17 protein-coding genes and 3 pseudogenes are annotated in these 24,538 nt (G+C 68.2%); 6 read left to right on the top strand and 14 right to left on the bottom strand.

Annotated features, from left to right (window positions below; genetic code table 11):
• Window positions 1-1,593 precede the first annotated feature (1,593 nt).
• Both OIE74_RS38165 and OIE74_RS38160 read left to right on the top strand, forming a co-directional pair.
• Window positions 1,594-2,703 (top strand): ImmA/IrrE family metallo-endopeptidase, encoded by a 1,110-nt coding sequence (locus OIE74_RS38165; RefSeq protein ID WP_329392106.1) that lies wholly within the window; start codon window positions 1,594-1,596, stop codon window positions 2,701-2,703.
• A 4-nt stretch (window positions 2,704-2,707) separates the two neighbouring features.
• Window positions 2,708-3,937 carry a hypothetical protein gene (locus OIE74_RS38160; protein ID WP_329392105.1) on the top strand — a complete coding sequence of 410 codons (1,230 nt, stop codon included), beginning with the start codon at window positions 2,708-2,710 and terminating at the stop codon, window positions 3,935-3,937.
• On the opposite strand, the gene OIE74_RS38155 is transcribed toward OIE74_RS38160, so the two are convergent.
• The 3 genes and pseudogenes from OIE74_RS38155 to OIE74_RS38145 form a co-directional block, all read right to left on the bottom strand.
• A complete protein-coding gene (locus tag OIE74_RS38155) occupies window positions 3,922-4,536 on the bottom strand; it encodes a hypothetical protein (RefSeq protein ID WP_329392104.1) in 615 nt (204 codons plus the stop codon). The genes OIE74_RS38160 and OIE74_RS38155 overlap by 16 nt on opposite strands.
• Before the next feature lie 447 nt (window positions 4,537-4,983).
• Window positions 4,984-5,847 carry a hypothetical protein gene (locus tag OIE74_RS38150; protein ID WP_329392103.1) on the bottom strand — a complete coding sequence of 288 codons (864 nt, stop codon included), beginning with the start codon at window positions 5,845-5,847 and terminating at the stop codon, window positions 4,984-4,986.
• A gap of 809 nt (window positions 5,848-6,656) precedes the next feature.
• Window positions 6,657-7,583: pseudogene (locus OIE74_RS38145) on the bottom strand (IS256 family transposase); the annotation flags it as partial.
• Window positions 7,584-7,658: 75 nt separating this feature from the next.
• Here OIE74_RS38145 and OIE74_RS38140 point away from each other — a divergent pair.
• Entirely contained in the window at window positions 7,659-8,150 is a 492-nt protein-coding gene (locus OIE74_RS38140) for a helicase associated domain-containing protein (RefSeq protein ID WP_329392102.1), read from the top strand.
• Between the two features lie 671 nt (window positions 8,151-8,821).
• Here OIE74_RS38140 and OIE74_RS38135 read toward each other — a convergent pair.
• Both OIE74_RS38135 and OIE74_RS38130 read right to left on the bottom strand, forming a co-directional pair.
• Window positions 8,822-9,196, bottom strand: a complete 375-nt coding sequence (locus OIE74_RS38135) for a hypothetical protein (RefSeq protein WP_329392101.1) — start codon at window positions 9,194-9,196, stop codon at window positions 8,822-8,824.
• A gap of 85 nt (window positions 9,197-9,281) precedes the next feature.
• Window positions 9,282-10,220, bottom strand: a complete 939-nt coding sequence (locus tag OIE74_RS38130; RefSeq protein WP_329392100.1) for a zinc-binding dehydrogenase — start codon at window positions 10,218-10,220, stop codon at window positions 9,282-9,284.
• A gap of 111 nt (window positions 10,221-10,331) precedes the next feature.
• Here OIE74_RS38130 and OIE74_RS38125 point away from each other — a divergent pair, with 111 nt between their 5' ends.
• On the top strand, window positions 10,332-10,964 hold the full coding sequence (locus OIE74_RS38125) for an acyl-CoA-like ligand-binding transcription factor (protein WP_329392099.1): 633 nt from the start codon (window positions 10,332-10,334) through the stop codon (window positions 10,962-10,964).
• Window positions 10,965-11,290: 326 nt separating this feature from the next.
• Here the strand turns inward: OIE74_RS38125 and OIE74_RS38120 are convergent.
• The 3 genes and pseudogenes from OIE74_RS38120 to OIE74_RS38110 all read right to left on the bottom strand — a co-directional run.
• Window positions 11,291-11,584 (bottom strand): annotated as a pseudogene (locus OIE74_RS38120) (transposase); the annotation flags it as partial.
• Window positions 11,585-12,748 (bottom strand): FAD-dependent oxidoreductase, encoded by a 1,164-nt coding sequence (locus OIE74_RS38115; RefSeq protein ID WP_329392098.1) that lies wholly within the window; start codon window positions 12,746-12,748, stop codon window positions 11,585-11,587.
• A gap of 350 nt (window positions 12,749-13,098) precedes the next feature.
• Window positions 13,099-14,046: a GMC family oxidoreductase gene (locus OIE74_RS38110; RefSeq protein WP_329392581.1), complete on the bottom strand. Its 948-nt coding sequence runs from the start codon at window positions 14,044-14,046 to the stop codon at window positions 13,099-13,101.
• Window positions 14,047-14,071: 25 nt separating this feature from the next.
• Between OIE74_RS38110 and OIE74_RS38105 the strand changes: the two are divergent.
• Window positions 14,072-15,136 (top strand): annotated as a pseudogene (locus tag OIE74_RS38105) (transposase); the annotation flags it as partial.
• A gap of 829 nt (window positions 15,137-15,965) precedes the next feature.
• Here the strand turns inward: OIE74_RS38105 and OIE74_RS38100 are convergent.
• From OIE74_RS38100 to OIE74_RS38075, 6 genes are all read right to left on the bottom strand, one after another.
• The gene (locus OIE74_RS38100) at window positions 15,966-16,958 is read right to left on the bottom strand and encodes an immunity 49 family protein (RefSeq protein ID WP_329392097.1); all 993 of its coding nucleotides are present in this window, start codon (window positions 16,956-16,958) and stop codon (window positions 15,966-15,968) included.
• Between the two features lie 389 nt (window positions 16,959-17,347).
• Entirely contained in the window at window positions 17,348-17,524 is a 177-nt protein-coding gene (locus OIE74_RS38095; RefSeq protein ID WP_329392096.1) for a hypothetical protein, read from the bottom strand.
• Between the two features lie 614 nt (window positions 17,525-18,138).
• Complete coding sequence (gene arfA / locus OIE74_RS38090; protein WP_329392095.1) at window positions 18,139-19,656, bottom strand: arabinosylfuranosidase ArfA; 1,518 nt, start codon at window positions 19,654-19,656, stop codon at window positions 18,139-18,141.
• A 45-nt stretch (window positions 19,657-19,701) separates the two neighbouring features.
• Complete coding sequence (locus OIE74_RS38085; RefSeq protein ID WP_329392094.1) at window positions 19,702-20,589, bottom strand: carbohydrate ABC transporter permease; 888 nt, start codon at window positions 20,587-20,589, stop codon at window positions 19,702-19,704.
• 2 nt (window positions 20,590-20,591) lie between these two features.
• The gene (locus OIE74_RS38080; RefSeq protein WP_329392093.1) at window positions 20,592-21,500 is read right to left on the bottom strand and encodes a carbohydrate ABC transporter permease; all 909 of its coding nucleotides are present in this window, start codon (window positions 21,498-21,500) and stop codon (window positions 20,592-20,594) included.
• Between the two features lie 97 nt (window positions 21,501-21,597).
• Window positions 21,598-22,965, bottom strand: coding sequence for an extracellular solute-binding protein (locus tag OIE74_RS38075; RefSeq protein WP_329392092.1), 1,368 nt, complete (start codon window positions 22,963-22,965; stop codon window positions 21,598-21,600).
• 311 nt (window positions 22,966-23,276) lie between these two features.
• On the opposite strand from OIE74_RS38075, the gene OIE74_RS38070 reads away from it, so the two are divergent.
• Window positions 23,277-24,302: a LacI family DNA-binding transcriptional regulator gene (locus OIE74_RS38070; protein ID WP_329392091.1), complete on the top strand. Its 1,026-nt coding sequence runs from the start codon at window positions 23,277-23,279 to the stop codon at window positions 24,300-24,302.
• Window positions 24,303-24,538 lie beyond the last annotated feature (236 nt).

Raw genomic sequence — 24,538 nt, 5'->3', positions numbered from 1 at the left:
ACCACAGGCGTCGGAGCAGTACAGGCGAGGACGTCCCGAACCGGGCTTCCGCGTGATGGTGCTTCGGCACCCGGGACCGAGACAGCGGGTCTCGGAAGGTTCTTTCTGGGGCATGCGCTTGATCCTTCGCACTCACGTTCTCTTCTGAGAACACGGGCCGGAAAATGGCAATCTGCCGGACCGGCGAGACAGGGGCCTCTGCCCCATGAGCCGACTGCTTTACAGCCGGTCGAACGAGCGTCCGGCGACGCCGGGGGTGCGCTCGGCGCACCCCCGGGCCTGAAGCACCGCTAGGACCAGCGCTGCCGCCGGTAGCGGACCAGGGAGTTCCTCAGAACGACCGTGGTGAGGACGGCCGCTGTCAGTACGGCTTCTGCGGCCTCGGGCCGGAAAATCAGGACCATGCCGACAACTGGCATAGAGATAAGGGGCCCTACCTGCGAACTGACCAGAAAGTCACGCAGCACGCGGGTTTCAGTCCGGCGTGTCGGAGGAATGCTACGGTCGAAAAGCCCTGCCGGTCCGCTCTCGTGCGGCATGGAGAGATGGTCAAGAGACACACGTACTCCTGGTCGTCTTGGGTGTGAATACGAACGAGTCCGGCTCTGTATGTGGTTGGCCCCGCGACAGAGTCGGCCTCGGTCGGCCCGTTGGGTGAGCCGATCGTATGAAGACGCTAGTCCCTCACCCAACGACTCACCACCACTACTGTCAGTTAATGCACAGGTTGCGGTTCTCGACGTTCCCGAACGCAAAAATCGGTCAACTCTCGACCGTACGTGCGCAACTGTGCTCAAGGCCGACCGAGAACGGTCAGGCAGAGAAGCCCCGCCACCGATGACCGGCATGCACGGCCGAGACACAAAGCCGGAGGCTGGCAACTGACCGGCCCCCAGGAGACGTCCGCTGAGTGAGGCATCCCAGCCCCGCTCCCGCACCGCCCGACTGGTCGTACTACTTCGGCCGCGGCGCTCGCCGCCGGGGCCTGATCCCGGAGCCGGAGACGCCGACGGGGGCGCTCAGGAAGTTAGGCGCTCTACCCACCCTCAACCGGTGACCTGGTCCGCGCCCTGGCGCGGCATGCCAAACCGGGGTGCACTTAGGACGATCTAGCGCTGCTCGTCTTCTTCGGCGGTGGCCAGGTGCGGAGTTTGCGCTCAAACTTGCCCTCGTCCGCGCGTACTTCGGCCAGCGCTCGGAGCACGAGGATCTCGCGCTCCGCGTGACCGGTGCCGTACCGCCGTCATGGGCCGGCGAGTTGGGCACCGAGTACAAGGTGTCCGAAGCCGAAGCCCAGATCTCCCTCGCCGGGAAGCGGCAGGGCGGTGCGCCAGATGCGCATCAACCTGAGGCGTCTTCCCGAACTGGCCCGCGCCTCGCGCGGGAACGTGGACGCACGTCTGCTCGGAGTCCTCACCGGCCTAAAGAGAATCCGGCTCCCCTCGGGGGGCTTGCCGCTCAAGTGACTGCCCGTCGGTACTCCCTGGGAACAGGCGACTTGCCGGACACCCCGCCCCTCTGCCAGCACGATCTCGACGAATCACTCCGGGAATAATTGGTGGTAGTATTTCGAGGTCTGATAGGGGGTGATGAATGGTGGCCAAGGATCCGCAGGCGCAGTCGGCGATGCTCACGCTTGTCCGTGAGTCCCGTGGCATGACCCAGACGGATGTGGCCGCCGCGATGGCCGAGGCTTCCGGGGGGACGGGCGTCTCGGTGTCCCAGGGATACGTGAGCAAGGCCGAGTCGGGGCGCCTGGTGGTCACCGGTGAACGGCTGGAGCTGTATGCCGCCGCCCTGTCCTACCCACCGGACCTACTGTGCCTGGATCCACAGGTGCACGGAGTGGGAGTCGGGCTGATCCACCACCGCAAGCGGGCCTCCCTGCCGGTTGGAGCGCTGCGCCGCATCCACGCGCAACTCGCCCTGACACGGATCCAGCTCAACGGCCTGTACCGCGCGGCCGGGGAGGAGAACCCGCAAGCCGATTTCCCCCAGGTTGAGCTGAGCGACCTGGTCACGGCGAAGGATGCCGCCCGTCTGGTGCGCAAGCGGTGGGGCATGCCCGCCGGGCCGGTGACCGACGTCGTCCGCTCCGCGGAGGAAGCCGGAGCCCTGGTCGTGCTGCGGGACCTGGACAGCGACCTGCTAGACGCGGCGAGCCAGTGGACTGCCGGCCAGGCCCCGCTGTTCCTCGTCAACAGCCGTGCACCCGGAGACCGCTGCCGGTTCAGTGTGGCCCACGAGATCGGTCATCTCGTCCTGCACCGCGAGCCGGGATCCGGCCCGGAACAGGAGAAACAGGCCGATGCCTTCGCCTCGGAGTTCTTGATGCCCGCAAGTGACATCCGCGGAGAGTTCACCGGCGGCATCGACATCACCAAACTGATTGGCCTGAAGCGTAGTTGGAGGGTCTCCATGAGCGCCCTGCTGCGCCGCGCCATGTCGCTGAACGCCATCACAGACTGGCAGTACCGCACGGTTATCATCGAAATGTCGGCCCTGGGATACCGCACCTCCGAACCGGTGCACGTTCCCCTCGAAGAGCCCTGTCGCGTGCCGTTCCTCGTCGACAGGCTGCTGGAAGAACGCACCCTCACCACGGAGCAGGCCGCCTCAAGCGCCCGTCTGCTTCCTGCGGATTTCGTGCGCCTCTACCGCGAAGGCAACCGCCTGCTGTCCGTGAACCCTCCTCGAAGGTGACGACATGACCGGCACTTCCCCCTCCGATCCCCTGCTGCCCGGTAACGGCACCGGCCCGTCCGACCAGACCGCCCGCGCGGCATACCTGTCTCCCGGGCCTCTGGACGGCCGGCTGCTATTGCACGTCTCCATGTCCCGCCTCTGGCAGGTCCGGGACCACATCGACACCGGTCGCGGTGGCCTGGTGCTGTGCGGCGACGGGGCGGTCAACAAGGTGATGGAGCTGCGCAAGGAGGATCTCACCGCGCCGCTGCTCGTCGATCCCGAGGTGTACACGTCGCACGTCGCCACACCGGAGGCGCCGTTCCCGCAGACCGAGGACGAGGGGCTCTCCTTCGGAGACCCGCAGTTCGACGACCCGCTGCGGGTGTCGGTGAACAGGCAGCGCGCAGCGGGCGTCACCGCCGCGATCACTCCGACCGGCTACATCCAGGCAGAGGACGCGGATTCGCTTCTGGCCGCCGCCCGGCAGGTCGAGGCTCTGGACGATTCGTCGCTCATCTTCGCCGCCCCCGTCGACGTCGGGTGGCTGCAGGAGGACGACAGCGTGCGCCAGCTCATCGGCGCGCTCAACCTGGCCAAGGGCCCCAAAGCCCTCATGCTGGGCGGGCAGATGGACCCGCTCGGCCGCTTCCCGCAGGCCGTCGGCAACCTCCGCCGCGTCCTGGCGTCGGTGCCCGGGGCCGCCCTGATGCGCACCGACCTCGCGGTCTTCGGCGCCCTGGCCCACGGGGCGTCCTTCGGTTCCTACGGAACGACCGGTTCCCTGCGGCACATCGTCCCGCCCGGCCAGCCGACCCAGTCCACCAAAGCGATCATGCGCGCCCCTCACGTGATCTTTCCGGAGCTGATGGGCTTCTTCCTGGGTTCGAAGATCGCCAAAGCCTTCGCTGCGGCGGACAGCCCTCGGTGCAACTGCACGGTCTGCGGCGGCGACGGACTGGACCGGTTCACCAGCATGCTCGGAGAGCACCAGCGTCAGGCCGCGGCACACAACGTCGAGACCATGGGCACCTGGCTGCACGCGGTCATGGCCGCACCGCCCGGCTACGCACGTCAGACACGGTGGCACGAACTGTGCCGCAGCGCCGTCGAGTACTACCCCGTCCTGAACGCGTCCGTCGACCAGAAGGGCGCCTTCAAGCCCGACGCGCAGCTCAAGCGGTGGGCCGCGCTCGTACCGGACGCCGCTCCCGCGAGCAGTGCAGCGCCGGCAGGTCAGCGCACCCGCTGATACAGCTCCTCGGTGAAATTCCAGGCCGCAGCCGTATGACGCTGCGGCCGGTAGGCGCGCGGCTCCAGCACCATCTCGATGCCGCAGGACGAGTCGACGAGTACACCCACCCCGTAGAACGACGCCTCGTTGAGGAAATCGTCCATCCGAGGAGCCGGACGCCGCAGCAAAACCGCCCGGCTGCAGAACGGGGCGAAGCGAGTGGCCGCTTCCAGGCCCCGCCTCGGCTGCTCCGCGGTCACGACCGCCAGGTCCACGTGCAGGGGACGCACAGCGTGGCGGGTGATCTCATGCCGGTCACGGTCGGCCGAGCCGGCCGGAAGCCTGCGAACAGCGGCCCTGTCCTTCGCACTGAGGGAGTCCAGGGGAACGGGCATGTCCACCGGCAGAGTCAGCAGCGTCTCCAGCGGCCCCATACCGGTCAGGGCCTTCATTCCGGCGCGCCGCCTGCGGGAGTGCTCGGTCGCGTCGAAGCGGTAGAAGAGCAGGGCGTCGGTGCCAAGCAGGGAGAGCGTCTGCGCGTGGCCGCCGGGATGGACCAGGGCGCCCGAAGCGGCTCTGACCGAACTGCCCATTGCGCTGCTCGTGACGGCTGACATAGACCCCACCCTGCCCTAGTGCGATTCCCGTGCCCGCAGGGGCATCCCGTCTACGGTGCCGGTGCAGGGGACGCCTCCTCGGCCAAACAGTCCAGCAGCGGCCGAAGCAACGGCCATAGCGGGGACTGGGCCGTGGTCCGGTGCCAACGACGCCGCTCCCCAGCCACTGCGGGGAGAGCCTCCGCCAGCCCCAGAGCCATCAGTGCCCCCATCGGAGCCCGGTAGACGCCCGGCGGCACCCCGTTCCGAAGGGCGAGATCCCCCATGCAGACCCCCTGAGTACCTGCGTGCACCAACGCCAGCATCAGCTCGGCACGATAGCGATTGCCGAACAGCTTCGCGGAGACACAGCGCATCTGCTCGTGAGGCATGATTAATGATTCATTAATCATGCTGCACACGTCAAGCAGCAGGACAGTTCTACGGCTGCGAGCCGGGTGAGAGGTCCTAGATCGCGAGCGCGCGGACAACTGATTCGGATACGGGGCGCTTGTCGAGATAACGCGTTACTTCGTGCGGCGCGGTCCCGTTGCTGACTTCCTCGTCCCTGACCTTGAGGGCCACTCCAGCAAGTCCTTGTCCCAGAGCCACCAAGTCGCCCAGAGAGTACACGTTGACCCATTCGACACCCCCCGGTACGGACAGCGGGTGCTCAAGTCCGTTGACGGCGCGCCTTACGGTGGGCCAGCCGAGCGGAGAGCCGCAAGTGATGAAGGTGCTCACGTCGCATGAGGCGGGGTCGAGTTCACCGCGGTGGAACAGGTCGTAGACGACAACGCTTCCCAGCGAATGAGCGATGGTCACACGGGTGCCCGGCTGCGTAAGGTCTTCCCGGACTACGTCGCGGATACGTGCACCGATATCTCCCTTGTACAGGTACTTGTAAACCTGGCGGACGGTGTACAGCAGGCGCTTGCCTGTGTGACGCCCGCAGGTGGCGTCGATACCGGCCATCAGCCGGGTGACCGGCAGAGGGAGGTACGGCAGCCCCATGCCGAGCGTTCCGACCTGCTGAGGAGCCGCTGCGGGGGCTTGTGGAACAACCTCGGTGAGGGCTTCGGCGATGAAAGCTTCTTCATCGGCGTCGATCGGCTGGTCGTCGAAGACGTCGGCTCCCGGTCCCAGTGTGCCCTTACGGCGCCGGAACTCTTCCGCGTAGTGACGTACAGTCAGCGCAGGGATCGGGATGTCGGCGCCGAAATGGCGGCTCATGCCTCTGGTGAGTGCTCCGCGCCAATCAGCCGCCAGCTTCTCGCTGTTGGTGTTGCCCTGCCAGATTCCGTGGACGCCGACAACACGCAAGCTGTCCATTCGCTCCTCCGCGGTCGTCCCCGCCATGACCGGCCGGTGTGGTGATGTGATGTTAGCGGCCCCGCTCATCGCTCGTGGTGATCCAGCTCGGTCGAGAACCGCCACCCGTTCTGGCGTACAGCTCTTGACTACAGTGGTGTGCCCGTAGCCGGAACGAGTGAAGTGAGCGTGGCAAGGTGGACGACCCCTGCGTCTCAAGACGGCTTGTGGTCATCGGAGTTGACGACTACGGCTACGCGGACGAGTCGTTCACCAAGGCCATCACCGCTCAGGTGGCAGTGGTGACAGGGTGGCTGAGTGGCAGCGCCCTGGACAGTGAGCGCCGTTTCGCCCTCTCACGGCCCAAGCAGCTACACAGGACGGCTGACCTGCGCTCGTTCCTTGCCGAGGAGCTCAACGAGGTCTTCTACGACGAGGCGCTGGTGGTCTACATCACCGGGCACGGAGCGCGCAGTTCGTCCGGTCGTCACTATCTGACGTTCATACACACGGACGACGAGCGGTTGCTGAGCACTGCGTTCCCGACCGGTGAGTTCATCGCCGCGCTGATGGACAGCCCCGCAGAACACATCCTGATCATGGTCGACTCGTGCTTCGCGGGTTCTCTCGACGGCGAACTGCGTTCGCGGCTGCAGGACTTGAGCCCAGCGCGCCGGCGTTCGCGGTCGATCGCCGTGGTCACCAGCGGAGACTTCGACGAGGAGCCTCTGATCGGCGATTTCACCAGGCTTGTTTCACTGAGCCTGGAGAAAATGAAGGATGAGGCCGCAGGCTACACACGCTCCCATCTTTCGTTCGAGGAGTGGGAGAAACTTCCGGCCCCAGGCATCGGCGAACTCGGCGAACCGGTCCAGGGCGGCCTCTTCGGCGGGAGCGGTGCAGACGGGCTTGAGAAGCTTGGCGATCTTGTCCCAGTCCTGACGGGCGGCACAGCGGAAGGAGTTCCGCAGCAGGTGCACCACGCAGGTCCGCACGATCGTCTGCGGCCAGACGGTCTCCACCGCCTCGGGCAGGCCCTTGAGCCCGTCGCGGACCAGCATGAGGACGTCGCTGACGCCGCAGTTCCTGATCTCGGTGAGGATGCGCAGCCAGCGCTCGGCGCCCTCGCCGCCGTCGCCCGCCCACAGTCCCAGGATCTCCCGCCGGCCCTCGGTGGTCACGGGCCGGTTGGCGACCGCGCCGTCACGAATTCTCACGTGGACGGCGTCGATGAAGACCACCGGACAGACGGCGTCGAGCGGGCGGCTCTGCCATTCGGCCATGCCCCCCAGCACTATGTCGGTGAAGGTGGAGACGGTCTGGCGGGAGACCTCCGCGCCATAGACCTCCGCCAGGTGGGCCTGGACCTCACCGGTGGTCAAGCCCTTCACGGCCGGCGAGATGACCATCTCGTCGACGCCGGTCAGGCGCTTCCGCCGCTTCTTGACGATCTTCGGCTCGAAGGAGCCGTCGCGGTCGCGGGGCACGGCTGTCTCCACCGGGCCGACATCGGTCAGCACGGTCCTGGAGCGTTCGCCGCTGCGGGAGTCGCCGCCGTCCCTGCCCGCCGGGTCGTGCTTGTCATGTCCGAGGTGGTCGGTGATCTCGCCCTCCAGGGCCGACTCCAACAGCCGCTTGGTCAGTTGCCGGAGAAGTCCGCCCTCGCCGGTCAGCTGCAGGCCCTCGGCCTGGGCTCGGCCCACCAGCTCGTCGATCAGCCGGTCGTCCACAGCCTTCGCCGACACAGCCTTCGTCATCGATGCATCTTCCATGATCGGGAGTTACACCGAACCCCTTACAGTCCCGGGCTGCGCGCTCACGACGAAGAGGCCGTGGAATTGCTCGCGATCCCGCAGGAGCCGCAGAAGGACGTCGCGCAGCCGTCCGTGAACATCGGATCCGGGCCCGAGGGTGACGAGGAAGAATCCCGGCTGCTGCTCCGTTTCGCGGCTCCGCGTGATCGGGTGATGGTCGCGGACTGGGTGTCCTTCAACGTGATCGACACCGAACGGCAGGACTGGGCGCGCGGCTGGGCGGCGCTGAGGGAGTTCGTGGAGCGTGAGGGCCATGCCCGGGTGCTGCACGGGCACCGGGAGGGCCCGTTCCCGCTGGGGGCCCGGGTCGCGGAGCAGCGGCGCGAGTACGGGGCCGGACAGATGACCGGCCGGCGCGCGGCGCGGCTGGAGAGGCTGGGCATGGTCTGGTCCGTGGCGGATGAGCGGTTCCAGGAGAACCTGGCGGCAGCCCGCGCGTACGACGACCAGTACTGGACGCTGTGCGCGCCCCGGACCGCAACGGTGCTGGACAGGCCGGTGGGACAGTGACCGTCCAACCTCCGCCGCCCCGGAGCGGTGGCCGGACACCCTGAATGGGAAACAACGTTGAAGGAGATCGACGAGGACTGGAACCCGGCGCGGCCGGCCCAGTGGCAGCGCCACTACGCCGCCGCACGTGAACTGCTGCGTGACGAAGCCGGCATGACCGAGCTACAGCCAGGAATCACCGTCCATGGCATCGACATCGCCAAAAGGCTCACCCGGCAGCGGAAACCCGAGGTGTCGGCGGCCCTGACCGACGAACACCGCGACCGCCCGGAACAACTCCGCATCACCCCACCGGCCCCGACCCCGGCCCCGGCGGAACCTGACACGCCCGCGAAGCCGGCCACAGCGCCCATAAGCGCCTTCGAGAAAAGCGAAGCAACCCTCACCCAGCACAAGACACGCACCGGCTCCCTGACAGCCCCCAGAAGACACCTAGAACTGCTGGGAAACCAGTCGGACATCAAACTCGGAGACTATCGATCACGAACCAGAAAACCCACCGCACCAAACCCACCACAGACAAGCTCACCATGCTCGCCAACCTCGGACTCGAATGGGCGGCGGCGTAGTACTACGGGATGGGCCGCAAGAGTTTTCTCTTGCGGCCCACCCCGTGGTCATTCTGGGTTGCGGTCTTACGCGGGAGGCAGGCCCGGAAGCACCGTGCCGGTTTATGCGGCGAGCACGCTTCCCAGGGCTCCACTGACTACGGGGGAGTTGAGGATGCCGACGATGGATCCGCCCCAGCGCTGGGGCCGGCTGGGGTCGGGAGAGCCGTTGGCGGGCTCGGTTTCGAGACGCGTGGCGAGCTGGGTGAACTCGAGGGCGTCTTCTTCCGGCAGTTCCAGGGCAGGCGCGGCCTGACGCAGTGCGCGGGCCGGCATGACGACTGCGGGGTCGATCGCGTCCTTGTTGGTCGTGGCGTTCATGGTGAAGTCACGGCTGTTCGCGGCGATGTTGCCCGTGTTCTCCCCGATGTTGAACGTCGTGTTGCCGGTGCTGTTCCGACGTTCGTACGCGCTCATGTCGCCGTCGAAGTGCTCCACGCAGTCCTGCGCCTTCCCCTCGCGGCGGCGCGCGATCGTGAATGATCGAAGTCGAGGACGGCCGTCGGTGTCCGCACAAGGGATGTCATCCGAAGGCGGCGACCAGCCGTCCGATGACCTCACCGCGCTCCAGTCGGCCGACGCCGTCGCCGATCTCCTCGAAACCGATCTCGGTGATGCGCGAGGACAGCTTCCCTTCGGCCACGAGGTCCAGCACCGCCGCGCAGTCCTCCTTCGACCCGGCCTGCGAGCCGACGAGTTCGACCTCGTTGAGGGTGAGTGCCTGAAGGTCGATCTCGCCACGCGCGCGGCCGAGGCCGACCTGGACGATACGTCCGCCCCGGCGGACGGAGTGGATCGCACCGTCGGTGGTCGTCCCGAACCCGGCGAAGTCGATGACCACGTCGAGGTTCTCACTGGCGAGGTCGGTGATGTCGCCAACGACCCTTTCGGCGCCGAGTGAGCGGGCGAAATCGTGCACGCGCTCGTTCTTCTCGGCGACGAACAGCGTTGCGCCGAGTGCGAGCGCCGTCTGCGCGCCGAGCGAGCCGAGCCCGCCGAGGCCGATGATCCCGACTCGGGAGCCGGCGGTGACTTTCCCCTGTACCGAGACCGCGTGGTACGAGGTAAGCCCCGCGTCGGTGGCGGCTGCCGCCTGATCGAACGGCACCCCGTCGGGCAGTGCGACGACGAGTCGTTCAAGGACGACGACCTCATCCGCGAACCCGCCGTTCTTCGATGTTCCCGGACCCTCGATGGCTGCGGGGATGACGACCTTCTGGCCCACGGTGAACCGCGTCACACCAGATCCCACGGCGGAGACGACCCCCGCAATCTCGTGGCCCAGCGTGATCGGGCGGAACGAGAGCAGTGGCGTCAGCGTGCCGTCGAGGAACCCGACGTCGCTGTGGCAGAGCCCGGCGGCGCGGACGTGCACGACGAGTTCGTCGGCGTCCGGTGTCGGCGCCGGCACCTCTCTCAGGGTGAGGGGCTTCCCTACTTCGGTGAACTGCCATGCGCGCATTCTCTGCTCCCTGGAGCTTGTCTCCCGGCGGGTGGCCGGTGTGGTGTGAGCGGTCAACCGGACCAATATCGGTACCTCGTCCCAAAAATACTCCTCCACTACGCTCGGGCGATGACCACCTCCCCCAATCGCCGCGGGCGACCCCCCGCCTCGACCCGAGAGACCCTTGAGAAGATCGCCTTCGACCTGCTGCTTCGCGACGGCTACGAGGCGACGACACTCCAGGCCATCATGGCCGCCGGTGGCGTCGGGCGCTCGACGCTCTTTCGCTACTTCGGTTCGAAGTCGGGGATCGTGTGGGGCGAATTCGACCGCGCCGTCGAGCGGCTGCGATCGGCTCTCCGTGATGCCGACGACGTACCCGTCATGGCGGCCGTGCGAGCGGCGGTCGTCCAGTCGACACGCCTTTCGCAGGCGGCGGCGCCGGACTCGTGGCTCGACCGTTTCCGCGTGCTGGACAGGGACCCCGCGCTTGTCGCGGAAGCTGCCGCGCACTGGCGCGTATGGGCCGAAACGGTGAGCGGGTACGCGGCGGAACTCACCGGACTCGACGCGAGTGCTCCCGTCCCGGCCGCGATCGGCGGCGCCGTACAGGCCGCCTACGTCGCGGTGCTCAGGCGCTGGGTCACGGTGGACGCGGTGGCTGAGGCGGACGCGGTGGTCGACATCGACGAGCTGGATCGTGCGCTGAGGCCCGTCACCGACGCCTTCCAGGTGGTGCTCGACGGCATGACGGGAGGCTGACCGGATGCTCCGAGGGTCCCGGGCGAGTTCGGCGACAACGCGCGGTGCACGGTGCAACCGGACGAGACGTCAGTAAACGACGGCTTGCCCAACAGCGGCTCGACCCGCAGTCAGCCAGACCCGCGGCCCCCACACCGGCCTCTCCAACCGGACAAAGACCTTTACCCCTGGCCACCCCTGGCCCACCTGACATGACGAACCGGCCTCGGCCACGCGCTCTCCACGCACGCCACCAACCCACCGGCAAGCACCAGACCCACTGCCGACACCCCGCCAGCACCCAGCCCGACGAACGCACCAAGGAGCAGCCGAGCGAAACTGCACCACGCGTTCATCATCCGGGCGAGCGACCGTTCGACGACCCAGCGGCGGGGCAGCACGATGAAGACGGAGGTGTCCTTGGGGCGGCTGACGGTCTTGATCGTCAGGTTGAGATAGCGTTTGGCCCAGGTCACGAGCTTTCCCGCCTAGGCGGAGTCAGCCCAGACGAGGGTAATCCCAGGGTGCATCAGGCGGAGGCGGAACAGGACTTCCTTCGCCGCGGCGGAGTCGTGCAGGTCGGCCGGGGTGACCATCACCATCAGCGGCAGCCCGCGGGTGTCGGCCACAAGATGACGCTTTCAGAGAACCTGGTTCATGGAGTCCGCTACCTGCGAAGAAGCCGGGCGAATCCCGCCGTAGACGAACGGGCCTTCCAGGTAACGCTCCAAGGCGAAATAGGGTCGACGAGGTATGCGGAAGCGGCGGCCGGCGTGGGAGAAGATCTCAAGACCGTCCTGCAGGGGCCCGAGAACGGCTCCTTGTGCGTGCCCCCGGATCTGCACGTCACGGCCGGGTTTTCCACGCAGTGCGGCCACGACGTTGCGCGCGACCAATGCGGGGCCTCCGTTGCGGGCCGAACCACGCAGGGAATCGCTGGCTGCTACGTCGCCCACGGCCCAGATGCGGTCGTGATCGGGCGTTCGCAGGTCTGCGCCCACGCGGACGTATCCGTGCGGGTCGAGCAGGTCCTCGGGCAGCCACGCGGTGTTCGGGCGGGCCCGGCCGACTGCCCAGAGCACGAGTCCTGCCTCGGCGGGGGGCTGGCCGGTGACGAAGGTGACGGGCCCCGCCGCCGGTGACAGATCGGCCGGCAGCTCTGCACGGTGGCCTGGGTACAGATGAACGCGGAGCCGTTCGAGCCGCGCCCTCACCGCGTTCCAGACGTCGGGATGATGGCTGGTGAGGGCACGGTCTCGGGGGAAATACAGGTCGATCCGTGCGGCGGGAAACGCCTCGGCGAGCTGCGCGGCGCTGCCCACCGCTGTCGCCCCGCCACCGACGACAGCGATGGAATCAGCGGCGGCGAACCGGGCGTGCATGTCGCGCAGCCCCTTGTCGATCTCACTCTGGTCCTGCAACTCGGGCTGACGCCAGAACCCATTACTCACGCCTGTGGCGAGCACAAGCGCGTCGTACGGTTCGCGTGTCGTCGTGCCGTCAGCCGACCTCACGGTGACCGTACGGGCGTCCGTATCAAGGCCGGTCAGCGAGCCATGCACCAGGCGCGCGCGGTCCAGGACCCGAAAGCGGTCGTAGGAGATGTTGAACCGAGTCACCCACTCTTCGGGCCGGGCCAGTCGCCATCCCAGGCTCTGTCCACTGATCAGGCCCGGCTTGCTGGAGACACCCACCACGTCGACGAGGCGTCGATGCCGGACCAGGTTGATGGCCGCCAAAAGTCCGGCATCGCCCATCCCCGCCACTACGACGCGGGCGCGCGACGCCTGATCCAAACGCAACATGGCCGAAGGCTAGCAAGTCATGGATCATGCCCTCAATCAGGGACGCCGGCCCCCGGCACAGGCGCCGCCACGAAGCCGGGCCGACGGGAGGCGGCCCCTCGCCGTCACCGGAGACGGCATCCCGGACATGGCCGGCTTCGGCGACGAGGGAGTCCGGGTGCCACACAACAACGGTGATGGCCGGACGGAAGAGGACCGTCCCGCGCCAGGGTGCCGGCGTCAAGGGGCGGCCACGGCACCCGTGGGGGCGGCGGCTTCCGGTCCGTCCGGGTGGCCTGCGCCCCGCTCGCCAATCCCCGGGAACAGGCTCGGATACGTCCCGTGCAGGAAGTCGCGATCGCAGGCCGCCCTCATCCCACTCCGATCAGGTCGGCCGCCTTCTCCGCGATCATCACGGTGGCAGCGTTGGTGTTGGCCGAGACGATCGTGGGCATCACCGACGCGTCGGCGACGTACAGGCCCTCCACGCCGTGCACTCGCAGCCTCGGATCGACCACGGACGTGGAGCCGACGCCCATCCGGCAGGTGCCTGCCGCGTGTCCGTAGGACTGTACGGCCTCGCGGACGAATGCTTCCACCGCCGCGTCGGACGCGCCCAGGAGGGCGTGCGACTCGGCGCGCCAGGCGTCGAACGCCGGCATCATGCTCAGGCCGAGGGCCTGGCGGACTCCGGCGACCAGGGCGCGCAGGCCGTCGGGCTCACGCAGATAGCCGAAGTCGAGCACCGGTGGGACCGTCGGGCCGGTGCTGCGCAGGGTCAGCGTGCCGACGCCGGAAGGTCGCATGTGCCCGACGCCGAAGGTGAATCCGTTCTCGGGGACTTGCTGCCAGGGGTTCGCGAACGGCACGTGGATGAACACGACCTGGAAGCCGGCCGAGGCCCGTCCCGGTTCGCTGTCGAGCAGCAGGGTGACCTCACCGAGATGTGCCGACGGCGGCGGCAGCGGCTGCGCGGCCTGCACGGTCAACCCGGCCAGGATGATGTGGCCGAGCAGTCGCGCGCCGACGCCCGGGCTCTCCACCCGGACCCGGACCCCGACGTCGGGGAGGTGCTCGGCCGGACCGATCCCGGAAGCCACCAGCAGGTGCGGGGTACCGATGGCGCCGGCGGCGAGCACCGTGCGCCCGGCCCGGACCCGGACCCGACGGCCGGCAGTGACCAGGTTGACCCCGAGGCAGCGCTCTGTGCCGAGGTCGATCCCCGTGACGAGCACCGAGGTCATCAGGCCGAGATTCGGACGTGCCGGTGCCGGGTCCAGGTATGCCGACGCGGTGGTCTGCCGGACACCGCCGACAATCAGCAGATCGTGACTGGCGGCACCCCGCAGCGGACGGACCTCGCATCAGTTCGTGCCCGGCTGGCCGTACTCGTTCGTCGCGGCCCTGGAATCGGGCCGGACGTCGTGGTGCCAGCACCTGGACGCCGTGCGTCTCGGTCCGGCCGACGACGTCGCCGAGGTCACCGCCGCCCAGGTCCGCCGGGTGGTCGTGGACCTGATCGAGATGGGCCGCTGGCACGCGGGTGACCGCGACATCCTGATCGTCTTCGACGCCCCGCGCATGGCCCACCTCCTCGACGGCCTTCCGGTCGAGGTCCTGGGACGTATGCGCTCCGACCGCGTCATGCGACGGCCGACGCCCTCACTCAAGGAGTACGCCCTGTCCTATCCCCAGGGCGGGCGACCGCCGAAGCACGGCAAGGAGTTCCACTTCGCCAAGCCGGAGACCTGGGGCGAGCCGGATGCGGCGACGGTCCAGGTCACCGACCGGTACGGCACCGCCCGCGCGATGGCCTGGGACCGCATCCACCCGAGGCTGACCACCCGTTCCGCCTGGATCAACCACACCGATGAACTCCCCATCATCGAAGGCACGTTGATCCGCCTCCAGGTCGACCGCCTGCCCGGTGGTGGAGACCCGCTGCCCCTCTGGCTGTGGTCGTCGGCCACCGGGCTGAGCGGCGAGGATGTCGACGTCCGCTGTCGTTCCTGCGCAGGTTCGACGTCGAGTACACCTTCCGGCTGATGAAACAGACCCTCGGCTGGACCCGGCCGAAACTCCGCACCCCCGGAGGCCGGAGACCGCTGGACGTGGCTGATCATCGCCGCCCGCACCCAGATCCGGCTCACCCGTGAAGCCGCGGCAGACCTCCGCCGCCCCTGGGAGAAGCCGGCCGAACCCGCACGGCTTACCCCGGCCCGAGTCCGCCGAGGGTTTCGGAACCTCCGCCCGCACCTGCACTGTCCGGCCAGTGCACCGAAACCCTCAATACCTGGACCAGGAAGGCCACTTGGTTCGAAGAACCGCCGCCCCACGCCCCACTATGACGTCGGGAAAACGACCAGGCGCACTGAGAGCATCATCGAGCGCAACAGCCTCAGAGGTTAAAGACAAGCTCACGGATGCGCTCGGCGAGCGCGGCTTCGGCCTTCTGGAAGGCGCGTCGGGAGGGTCCGGTGAGCCGGATCCTGTCGGCTGTCCGAGGCGGCGAAGCTCGATGCCGCGCTCGCTTCGTGCCGTGATCCGGCACCCGTTGAGGCCGTGGATCTCGTCGTCGCCGGTACCCACGCTCACCCGCCCAGGCAGCAGGCCGGCCAGCAGGCTGTCGAGGCTCGCGTTGCTCTCTAGGTGGAGCCTGATGCCGTCCGCGGTGGGCTGCACGTACTGGATACCGAAGGGGAACTCGAAGAAGTTCCGCTGGGAGCCGAGAACCCAGTAGAACACCTCGGACTCGAGGAGGAGTTGCTCATGGTGGGCGGGAGCGGGGATGAGAGGGGCGCGCCGGGGGAGGCCGGCGACGACCTCGCACGCGAGCTGGCGGGAGCTCCGGTGTAGAGGGCGTACGTCCGGGCCCGGCTGCTGGTCTGGGTGGCCGACATGGCGGGTACCTTTCGCTCCGCTCCGTCGGCCCGCGAAGCGTGAGGAACAGGCAGTGGTGTGCGGTGGTGCGGTCGGTGAGATGGCTCTGATCGAAGCCGAGCTTCTTCGCCTCCGCCTTGAACCAGTGGGCCGAGGTTCGCGTGAGGAGCGGCAGACCGATGCCGCAGGGCACCTGCGGATCCCTCGGGCTCGACTCGACGGGGGCGCCACGCCGTTCGTCGGCTCGGGGCGCTGACTGCTATCGCACAGACGTACGCGCTGCCTCGGTGGGGGCGAGTCCGTCTCCACGACGATGTCCTGGATGCCGGGCCAGGCCCACCTCCGCACCCCGGGTGGCCTACTTGGCGGCCCAGCAGCCCAAGCTGTTCCGGTTCCCCTCCGCCGCCCGGCGCAGCGCGTCCGGCGATCCCAGCAGACCGGACGGCAGATACCCGGACCGGACATCGAGTTCCCACCCATGGACCTGGACGGCGAGGCAGGCCAGGGCGAGGGTGCCGAGGGGGAGGAGGGACCGGGGCGCGGGATCACCGGCATCAGCCTCGACGCTCTCCCGGTACGCGACCAGCCGGGCGACGAGGGCGTCCTCGAAGGCGTGCTGGTCGTCGTCGAGGAGTACGCGGAGCAGCCGCTGGTCCGCGCTCAACGCGTCACCGACTTCGTCGAGCCGCCGGGCGGCCTCCGCGCGCTCCCCGGCGTCCGGCTTGCGCAGCGGAACCGTAGGCCAGTCGCGGGGCAGATGCCCGGCCGCCTCGGTGAGATAGGGGCACAGGGCGTCCATGGCGGCGAGGTCGGCGGGGCCGGAGACGGAGGTGCACCGGTTGTAGGGCACGCCGTCACGGATGGCGGGCGCGTAGTCGCCCCGCAGCAGCAGCCCGGTGACCCGCTCCCAGTCCCACACATGCCCGCTGACGACACACATCCCGAACATGTCGAGCCAGGTCCGCGCGGTGGGCGCCTCCTTGACGACGTCCCGGAAGGTGATGGGCCCGTCCCCGAACTCGTCGTCGTCCGGGTCCGTGCTGATCCGCTCCCCGACGAGGGGGAACCGGAGTTCCTGGTCCCCGTCCGGGAAGCACATGATGCTCAGCACTCCGTGCACACACTCCGCGGCGGTGACGGCGACCGTGCCGGCCGCAGCGTCGAGCCCCGGCTCCGTCACCGTTCGCGCGGCGACATGGTCGAGCAGTTCGTCCGCCATGGCCCGGATCAGCGTCGGCGAGATGCTGCCGTACCGCAGCGAGTGCCACCGCGTGTAGGCCCGCCCGTCGATGTCGTCGAGCGCCTCGGCCAACCGCTGCTCACCAACCTGATGGCATGTCACATTCCGCACGTACCCCGTCCCTTCATGAACTCCACGACTGGACGAAGCACGTTATCAACGGGCACTGACAGCACTTGGTCCTCTCGCGAGGCCGGGCAGGAGCTGTTGGTCCGGTGCGGTATACACGAGGAGATCACAGACCGCCGCACTGTGAGCCGGCGCACCGGGGGTAGGGAATGACCGTTCCGCACGTGAGTACCGCGTTTCGCCCGGGGGACTACCTCCAGGCCGCTTCGGAACGGATGGCCGTCGACGGCGTGCCGGACGGCGAGGGGTTCGCCCGGATCGAGCGGGTGGAGGTCATCACCGGCATCGGTTTCCTTGCTCCGGGCTCCACCCGCGTGGTACCCGGGCTGCCCGGCAGGTCGCTGTCGTGTTCGACAAGCCGGCCCACATGGTCATGGGTTGGTGACTACCTGCAGATCCATGCCCTGCGGCACCCGAAGTGGGACATGCGCGTCGATGAAGGGCTCCACCGTGTCGAATGGATCGGCCACCTCGGCGGTGACGCCTTCGACGCAGTGCTGAACGATCTTGCCTGGGCGCGCAGTCGCCTTACCCTCGCCTCGGTCCATGGCCTGTCCGGCATCCTCGTGCTGCCCGAGGTTGCGGTGACTGTCCTGATCCAGCCTAACCCGGAGCGTCGCCGCTCCGACGAGGACGAAAGCCTGGCACGAGGGTCCCTTCTAGGAACTGGCCGGTGTTACCGAACCCGACCTCACCGAGCAGCTTCACGCCGATGCCCGTCTACGGCCGGAGACGTCTGGTTCGGAGGCCGCTTTGTACCCCAGCAGGTTCAGCAGCCCTGCCCAGCGGGCTCTGCACCTGGGCGGCGTCACCGGCATCCGCCCCGTCGCCGCCTCCCAGCTTCCCTGGCCACATGGTCTGTTCAAGTGTCCGTACGGTGAGCGGGCGAAGGCCCTGGCGGCCACCTACCCCAAGGGTCACAGCAAAGCCGCCCACGCCGAGCTGTTCGCCCGGCTCGGCGATGGCCCGGGGGTACAGACCGGTGTCGTTGCGCAGCTCGGTGCCTGTCGCGGCGTCGGCCGGTCCGGCCTGAGCGGTGACCAAGGCCGCCGCGAGCGCGACCAACGGGTCTTGCTGACATCAGAGACTCCCATCGGGTTACGGGCTGACTCCGTTCGGTCTGTGACGTCGGGCCAACGTCACTTGTCAGAGGGCCGCGGTGTCACCCGGCAGGGGTCAGGCGGATGACGTTCCAGGAGACCGGGGCCAGTTCCGCCTCAAGCGTGCCGTCGGCTGAGACCTGGGCTCCGCCCCCGGTGCGCGGCGTCACGCGGTGCGGCTCGGCCTCGGTGTTCACGGCGTCCGGGTCCTGGTCGGCGAGGACGAGGTGCTCCAGTACTCGGTATCCGGACAGCGCACCACGCAACTCCGCCCGCAGGCGCAGCGACTGTTCCTGGCCGCGGTTGACGGCGAGAACGGTGAGCGCGCCGCTCTCCTCCTCGTACGTCACCGCCGTGTCGAGCGCCGATACGTCCCCGTGTCGCCGCGTGTCGATGAGGGACCCGGTGATCTCGGTGCGCAGAACCTGTCCCGTAGCGAAGCGGGCCGCCTGGGCGAACGGGTGGAAGATCGTCTGTCGCCAGCTCGGGCCGCCCGGCTCGCTACGGATCGGAGCGATGACGTTGACCAGCTGGGCGAGGCACGCGATGGCCACCCGGTCGGCGTTGCGGAGGAGCGTGATGAGCAGCGAGCCGACGACGACGGCGTCGGTCACACTGTAGGTGTCCTCGATCAGGCGGGGGGTCTCGGCGGTTTCGAGGTTCCGCTCGCCGACGAAGCGGGCGGCGTACCAGACATTCCACTCGTCGAACGAGAGCCTGATGTGCTTCTTGGCGCGGCGCGAGGCACGTACGTGGTCGGCGGTGGCGACCACATCGCGGATGTACTGGTCCATGTGCGCGCCGGAGGCGAGGAAGCTGGCGCGGTCGCCGTCGAACTCCTCGTAATAGGCGTGCAGGGAGAGGTAGTCGACCTCGTCGTACGTCTGCTCCAGGACCTCGCGCTCCCAGGTGCCGAAGGTCGGCATGGCCGCGTTGGAACTGCCGCAGGCGACCAGCTCGATGGACGGGTCGACCTGCCGCATCGCTTTGCCTGTCTCGGCCGCGAGCCGTCCGTACTCGGTGGCGGTCTTGTGGCCGGTCTGCCAGGGGCCGTCCATCTCGTTGCCGAGGCACCACAGTTTGACCCCGTGCGGCTCGGTCACGCCGTGCTTGATCCGCAGATCGGACCAGGCGGTACCGCCGGGCTGATTGCAGTACTCCACCAGGGCGCGGGCCGCGTCGATGCCGCGGGTGCCGAGGTTGACCGCCATCATCGGGTCGAGACCGAGCTGCCGGGCCCAGGTGAGGAACTCGTTGGTGCCCACATGGTTGGTCTCGATGGAGCGCCACGCCAGGTCGAGCCGGCGCGGCCGCTCGGAGGCGGGACCGACCCCGTCCTCCCAGTGGTAGCCGGAGACGAAGTTGCCTCCGGGGTAGCGGACCAGGCCCGTGCCCAGTTCCCGTACGAGGTCCGCGACGTCGGTCCGGAAGCCGGCTGCGTCCGCCGTGGGGTGCTCCGGCTCGTAGATGCCTGTGTAGACGCAGCGGCCCATGTGCTCGACGAACGATCCGTACAGGCGCGGGTCCACCTCCCCGATGACGAACTGGGGGTCGACGGTGAACCGTGCGGTGTGCGGCATGCTGGAGCCTTTCTCGGGGGGCTATGAACAGGCGTGCGGGTGGGTCTACTTGAGGCCGGTGCCGGCGATGCCTTCGACGATGCGGCGCTGGAACAGCAGGAACACCGTGATGAGTGGGATGGCGCCGAGCACGGCGGAGGCCATCAACTGGGCGTAGGGCGCGCCGAAGACGTCCTGGACGGAGGTCAGCCCGACGGGGAGAGTCATCATCTCCGGGTCGGTGACGACCAGGAGGGGCCACAGGAAGTTGTTCCAGACCCCGACGAACACGAAGATCGTGACCGCGGAGATCACCGGACGCGAGATGGGCATGACGATCTGTCGGTACGTACGCAGCCAGGACGCGCCGTCCGCGCGTGCCGCGTCGACCAGTTCCCGGGGAATGCCGTCGAAGAACTGCTTGAAGACGAAAACGGCGACGACATTGGGGACTTGGGGCAGTACGACTCCCCAGTAGGTGTTGAGCAGGCCCGCCGCCTGGAGTGCCAGGAATTGGGGGATCATGAGGACCTGTCCCGGGATCATGATCCCGGCGAGGAGCAGCATGAAGGCGGCGCGGCGCGCTCTGAAGCGGGTCTGGGAGAGTGCGAAGGCGGCGAGCGACGCGGCCATGACCGTGAGCACGGTCGTCAGGGTCGAGGTGATGAGGCTGTTCGCGTACCAGTAGGGCAGCTTTCCCGCCTCGAAGATGTCCTGGTACGCCGCGAGTGTGGGGCGGGCGGTGAACCAGTTGGTGGGGTCGGTGATGACTTCCTGCGCGGGCCGGATCGAGGTGGCGAGTGCCCAGGCGAGGGGCACCAGCCACAGCACCGCGAAGGCGATGAGAGCTCCCAGAGCCACTCGGTTGAACAGGCGCTCGGCGTCGTACTTCTGCGACGGCTCCGCCAGAGGTGTCCCCTGCTCGCTCACGGGCGGTGTGGCGACGGCGGTCATGATCAGCGCTCCTTCTCGGCACGGCGTACGAGGGCGAACCAGACGAGCGAGACCAGCAGGATCACCACGAAGAGCAGCAGCGAGACGGTCGATGCGTAGCCGACGCGGCCCTCGACGAAGCCTGTGTCGTAGATGAGCTGGAGTGAGGAGCGGGTGCTTCCGTCGGGGCCGCCGTTGGTCAGCATGTAGATCTGGTCGAAGACCTTCAGGGAGGCGATCACCTGGAGGACCGTGACGAGGGTCGTGGTGCGGCCGAGCATCGGCACGATCACATGGCGGATGCGCTGCCAGGGCCCGGCTCCGTCGATGGCCGCGGCCTCGTGCACGGAACGTGGGATGTCCTGCAGACCAGCGAGGTACAGGACGAAGTTGAAGCCGAGTGTCCACCACACGGTGGCTGCGGCGATGGAGATCATCGCCCAGTCCGGATCACCGAGGAAGGACGGCGGGGTGTCCACACCGATCCACCGCGTGACCTGTTGGGCGAGGCCCACCTGATCGGCGTACATGAAGGTGAACATCAGCGCGACGACCGCCGACGGCAGCACGAACGGTGCGAAGAAGGCGAAGCGGAAGAACCAGCGCCCGCGGACGATGCGGTCGGCGAGGATCGCCAGCGCCAAACTGAGCAGCACCAGGGGGACGGTCGTCAGTACGGTGAACCACAGGGTGTTCTGGAGCGTACGCCAGAACTCGTCGTCGCCCAGCACGGCCGTGTAGTTGGAGAGCCCGGCGAAGTCGCCGAGCCCTGCCTTGAGCAGGCTGGTGTCGAAGAAACCGGCCACGACGGTGTAGATCAGCGGCCCCACCAGAAAGAGCAGATAGAACAGGGAGAAGGGCAACAGCATCCCCGGACCGGCCCAACGGTCGCCTCTGCCAGGGGCCTTGGTCGGTACGGTTGTGGTGGCCATGGGGGCCCTTTCAGTCAGGACATCCGGAGTCTCACGATGTGCGGGGCCCGATGAGGGCCGTACCAGGGGCAGTTCGGCGGCCTGCGAAACAGGTGGGCTACAGGGGTGCGGGCCGGCTCGCGAGCTGGCGCAGTTCGCGGCGCATCCGTGCGGCTCCGGCCGTGGGGCTGGTGGCGCCGGTGAACACGGAGGTCACGGCGTCGCCGATGACGATCTGCAGGGTGCTGCCCGCGCCGCCGTACCAGGCAGCCGGGTCGTAGGCGGCCCCTTCGGCGGCAGCGGCGTAGTGCGACTGCGGTTCGAGGGCCTTGTAGGCGCTCGACTGTTGGGTGGGCAGCCAGGCAGGGATGTGTCCGCCTTCCGCCCACAGCTCGCTCGATCCCAGGAGAGAGGCGACGAACCCCAGGGAGAGGTCGAGGCGTTGCGCTGTGGCGGAGGGGGCTTTGGGCAGGACGAGCGCGTGCGAGTCGGCGGCGCAGGCGTAGGGCGCGTCGCGGAAGATCCTTGGCAGCGGTCGCATGTCGAACTTCACCTTGGCGCCCTGCACGGTGATGACCTGCCAGACACCGTCCATCAGGAAGCCGGCCTTGCCGGTCGTGAGCATCGTGATGGCTCCCGGACCGTCCGTGCTGGTGGGGATGACCTTCTCCTGGGTGAGCCGACGGATGTACGCGAGGGCCTCGGCCGCGGCGGCTGTGTCGATGACGACCCTCTTGCCCTGGTCGGCAACGAGATCGCCGCCGCTGAGCTGCCGGTAGAGCGACCAGAAGAGCCGGAACTGCGTCGAGGCGTCCTTGACCGAGGCGACTGAGCCGCCCCATGCCCCGGTCACTTCCTTCGCGGCGCGCAGGGCGTCGATGAAGGCGTCGGGCCCGTCCACGTCCGTCAACCGGCCCTTGTTGTCGAGCAGTCCGGCCTTCTCGGCGATGTCGGTGCGGAAGTAGAGCACGAACGGGTGCGTGTCGAGCGGGATGGCGTACAGCTTCCCGTCCAGCTGGGACTTCTTCCACGGTCGCGGGTCGAACTTGTCCTCGGTCAGTCCGTGCCGGGCCAGATCAGACGGCTGGATCTCGGTGAGCAGTCCAGCTTCGGCAAGCGTGGGCACCTTCGACAGATGGCTCACGGCGACCTGCGGGGGCCGGTCGCCGAGCGTCGCCAGGGTGAGCTTGGTGTAGTACGGGTTGCCCCAGACGAAAGTCGCCGACTTCAGGTCCGTGGCCCGATGCCGGCTCCGGTAGGCGGACTGCATGGCCAGCAGCCGCTCGCCGTCGCCGCCTGTGAAGGGGTTCCAGAAGTTCAACCGTGACGGACTGGGCGACCCGCCGGTGAAGCCCTGCACGAGTGTGCTGTCACACCCGCCAAGAACCCCTGCGGAGGTGGCGACAGCACCGAACGAGAGCGTGCCGCGCAGCAGGCGGCGCCGGGACGGATCAGGCGGGGAGCTGTACGGCGTTCGGTTCCGCATGGGCACGCGTCCTTCCGCGGCAGGAAACTAGGGCGAGTACAACGTTGTAATGAGCGACCGAACAAACCTGTTCGATCGGTGGACAGAGGTAGTTACAACGTTGTATCGCCGCGGAAATGCGACGTCAACACCTCTGCATGAACTGCTTGTTCGTCAGATCAGCGGCACATACGGTCCATATCGCTCACTCCGGAACCGAAGTCATTGCAACGTTGGAACTGGGCGTACGCTGGCCAGGGCACCGGACGACTCGCGTGACCCATCGACGCAGAGGGCGGCCGGAAGGAAACCGGGGAGGGAGGGCGGCCGCCATGGCAGGCGCACGCCTCAAGGACGTCGCCGAGCGCGCGGGCGTATCGATCAAGACGGTCTCCAACGTCGTACGAGGAGAGGCCCGAGTCGCGGAACCGACCCGGCACCGTGTCCTGCGTGCCATAGCTGAACTCGGCTACCAGCCCAACGCCTCCGCCCGGCACCTGCGCACGGGCCGTAGCGGCATCATCGCGCTGGCCGTCCCCGAACTGGTCGCGCCCTACTTCGCTGAGCTCGCCGCAGAGGTCATCGCGGCCGCCAAGAAGCGCGGCTGCACCGTACTCATCGAAGACACCGGGGGCGACCCGGCGGAGGAACTGCGCATCGCCTGCGGGCTCAGCGACCCGCTCATCGACGGCGTGCTGCTCAGTCCGCTCTACCTTGACGAGACGATGCTCGCCAACCGCGAGCGCCGCGTACCCCTCGTGCTGCTCGGCGAGCAGTCGTACAAAATTCCGGCGGACCACGTCCTGATCGACAACTCCGCGGCGGCACGGGACGCGACCGAGCACCTGCTGCAGCTCGGACGGCGCAGCATCGCAGTCATCGGACAGCCGTCGGACCGGGCCCATGCGACGACAGTGCAGCGCATGCACGGCTTCCTGACCGCGCTGCACGAGGCAGGCGTCCCGCACGACCCCCGACTGGTCCCGGACACCGCGGCGTTCACCCGCGCCGACGGGGCCGCCGCCATGAGGGTCCTGCTCGCTCTGGACGACCCTCCGGACGCCGTCTTCTGCTTCAGCGACCTGCTCGCCTCGGGCGCCGTGCGCGCGGCCTACGAACACGGCCTGCGAGTGCCAGAGGACCTGGCGGTCGTGGGCTTCGACGACATCCAGGAGACCCGCTACAGCGTCCCCTCACTGACCACCGTCTCGCCGGACAAGAGGGAGATCGCCGAACTGGCCGTGAACGCCGTGCTGCACAGGATCACCGCCGACGCGGAGGCCCCTCACACGCGACTCACAGCGGGGTACGAACTGGTCGTGCGGGAGAGCACGCGGGCCAGGGAGCAGGGGCGCTGACGTATCGCAGCCGGGAGTGCGGCGGCGGCCTGGCCGAACAGGTGCACGCAGTTCATGGCGAGGGTGACGCAGTTCGGTGAGTTCCGCGATCTCGGAGCGATCACGCGCGCTCCCGCGGCGTGGGCGAGCCGCAATGCGAACAGTGGGACGCCGCCCGATCCCCGGACCAGTCATCGGGACGCCGTCGAATCCCCGGGCGGCCAGGGAGAGCAGGAAGATCTGCCCGTAAGTGATCA

The sequence above is a fragment of the Streptomyces sp. NBC_01716 genome (assembly GCF_036248275.1).
In the GTDB taxonomy this organism is placed as follows: Bacteria; Actinomycetota; Actinomycetes; order Streptomycetales; family Streptomycetaceae; genus Streptomyces.
The sequence above is the reverse complement of the archived record's forward strand: the minus strand, read 5'-3'. Positions and strand labels throughout refer to the sequence as shown.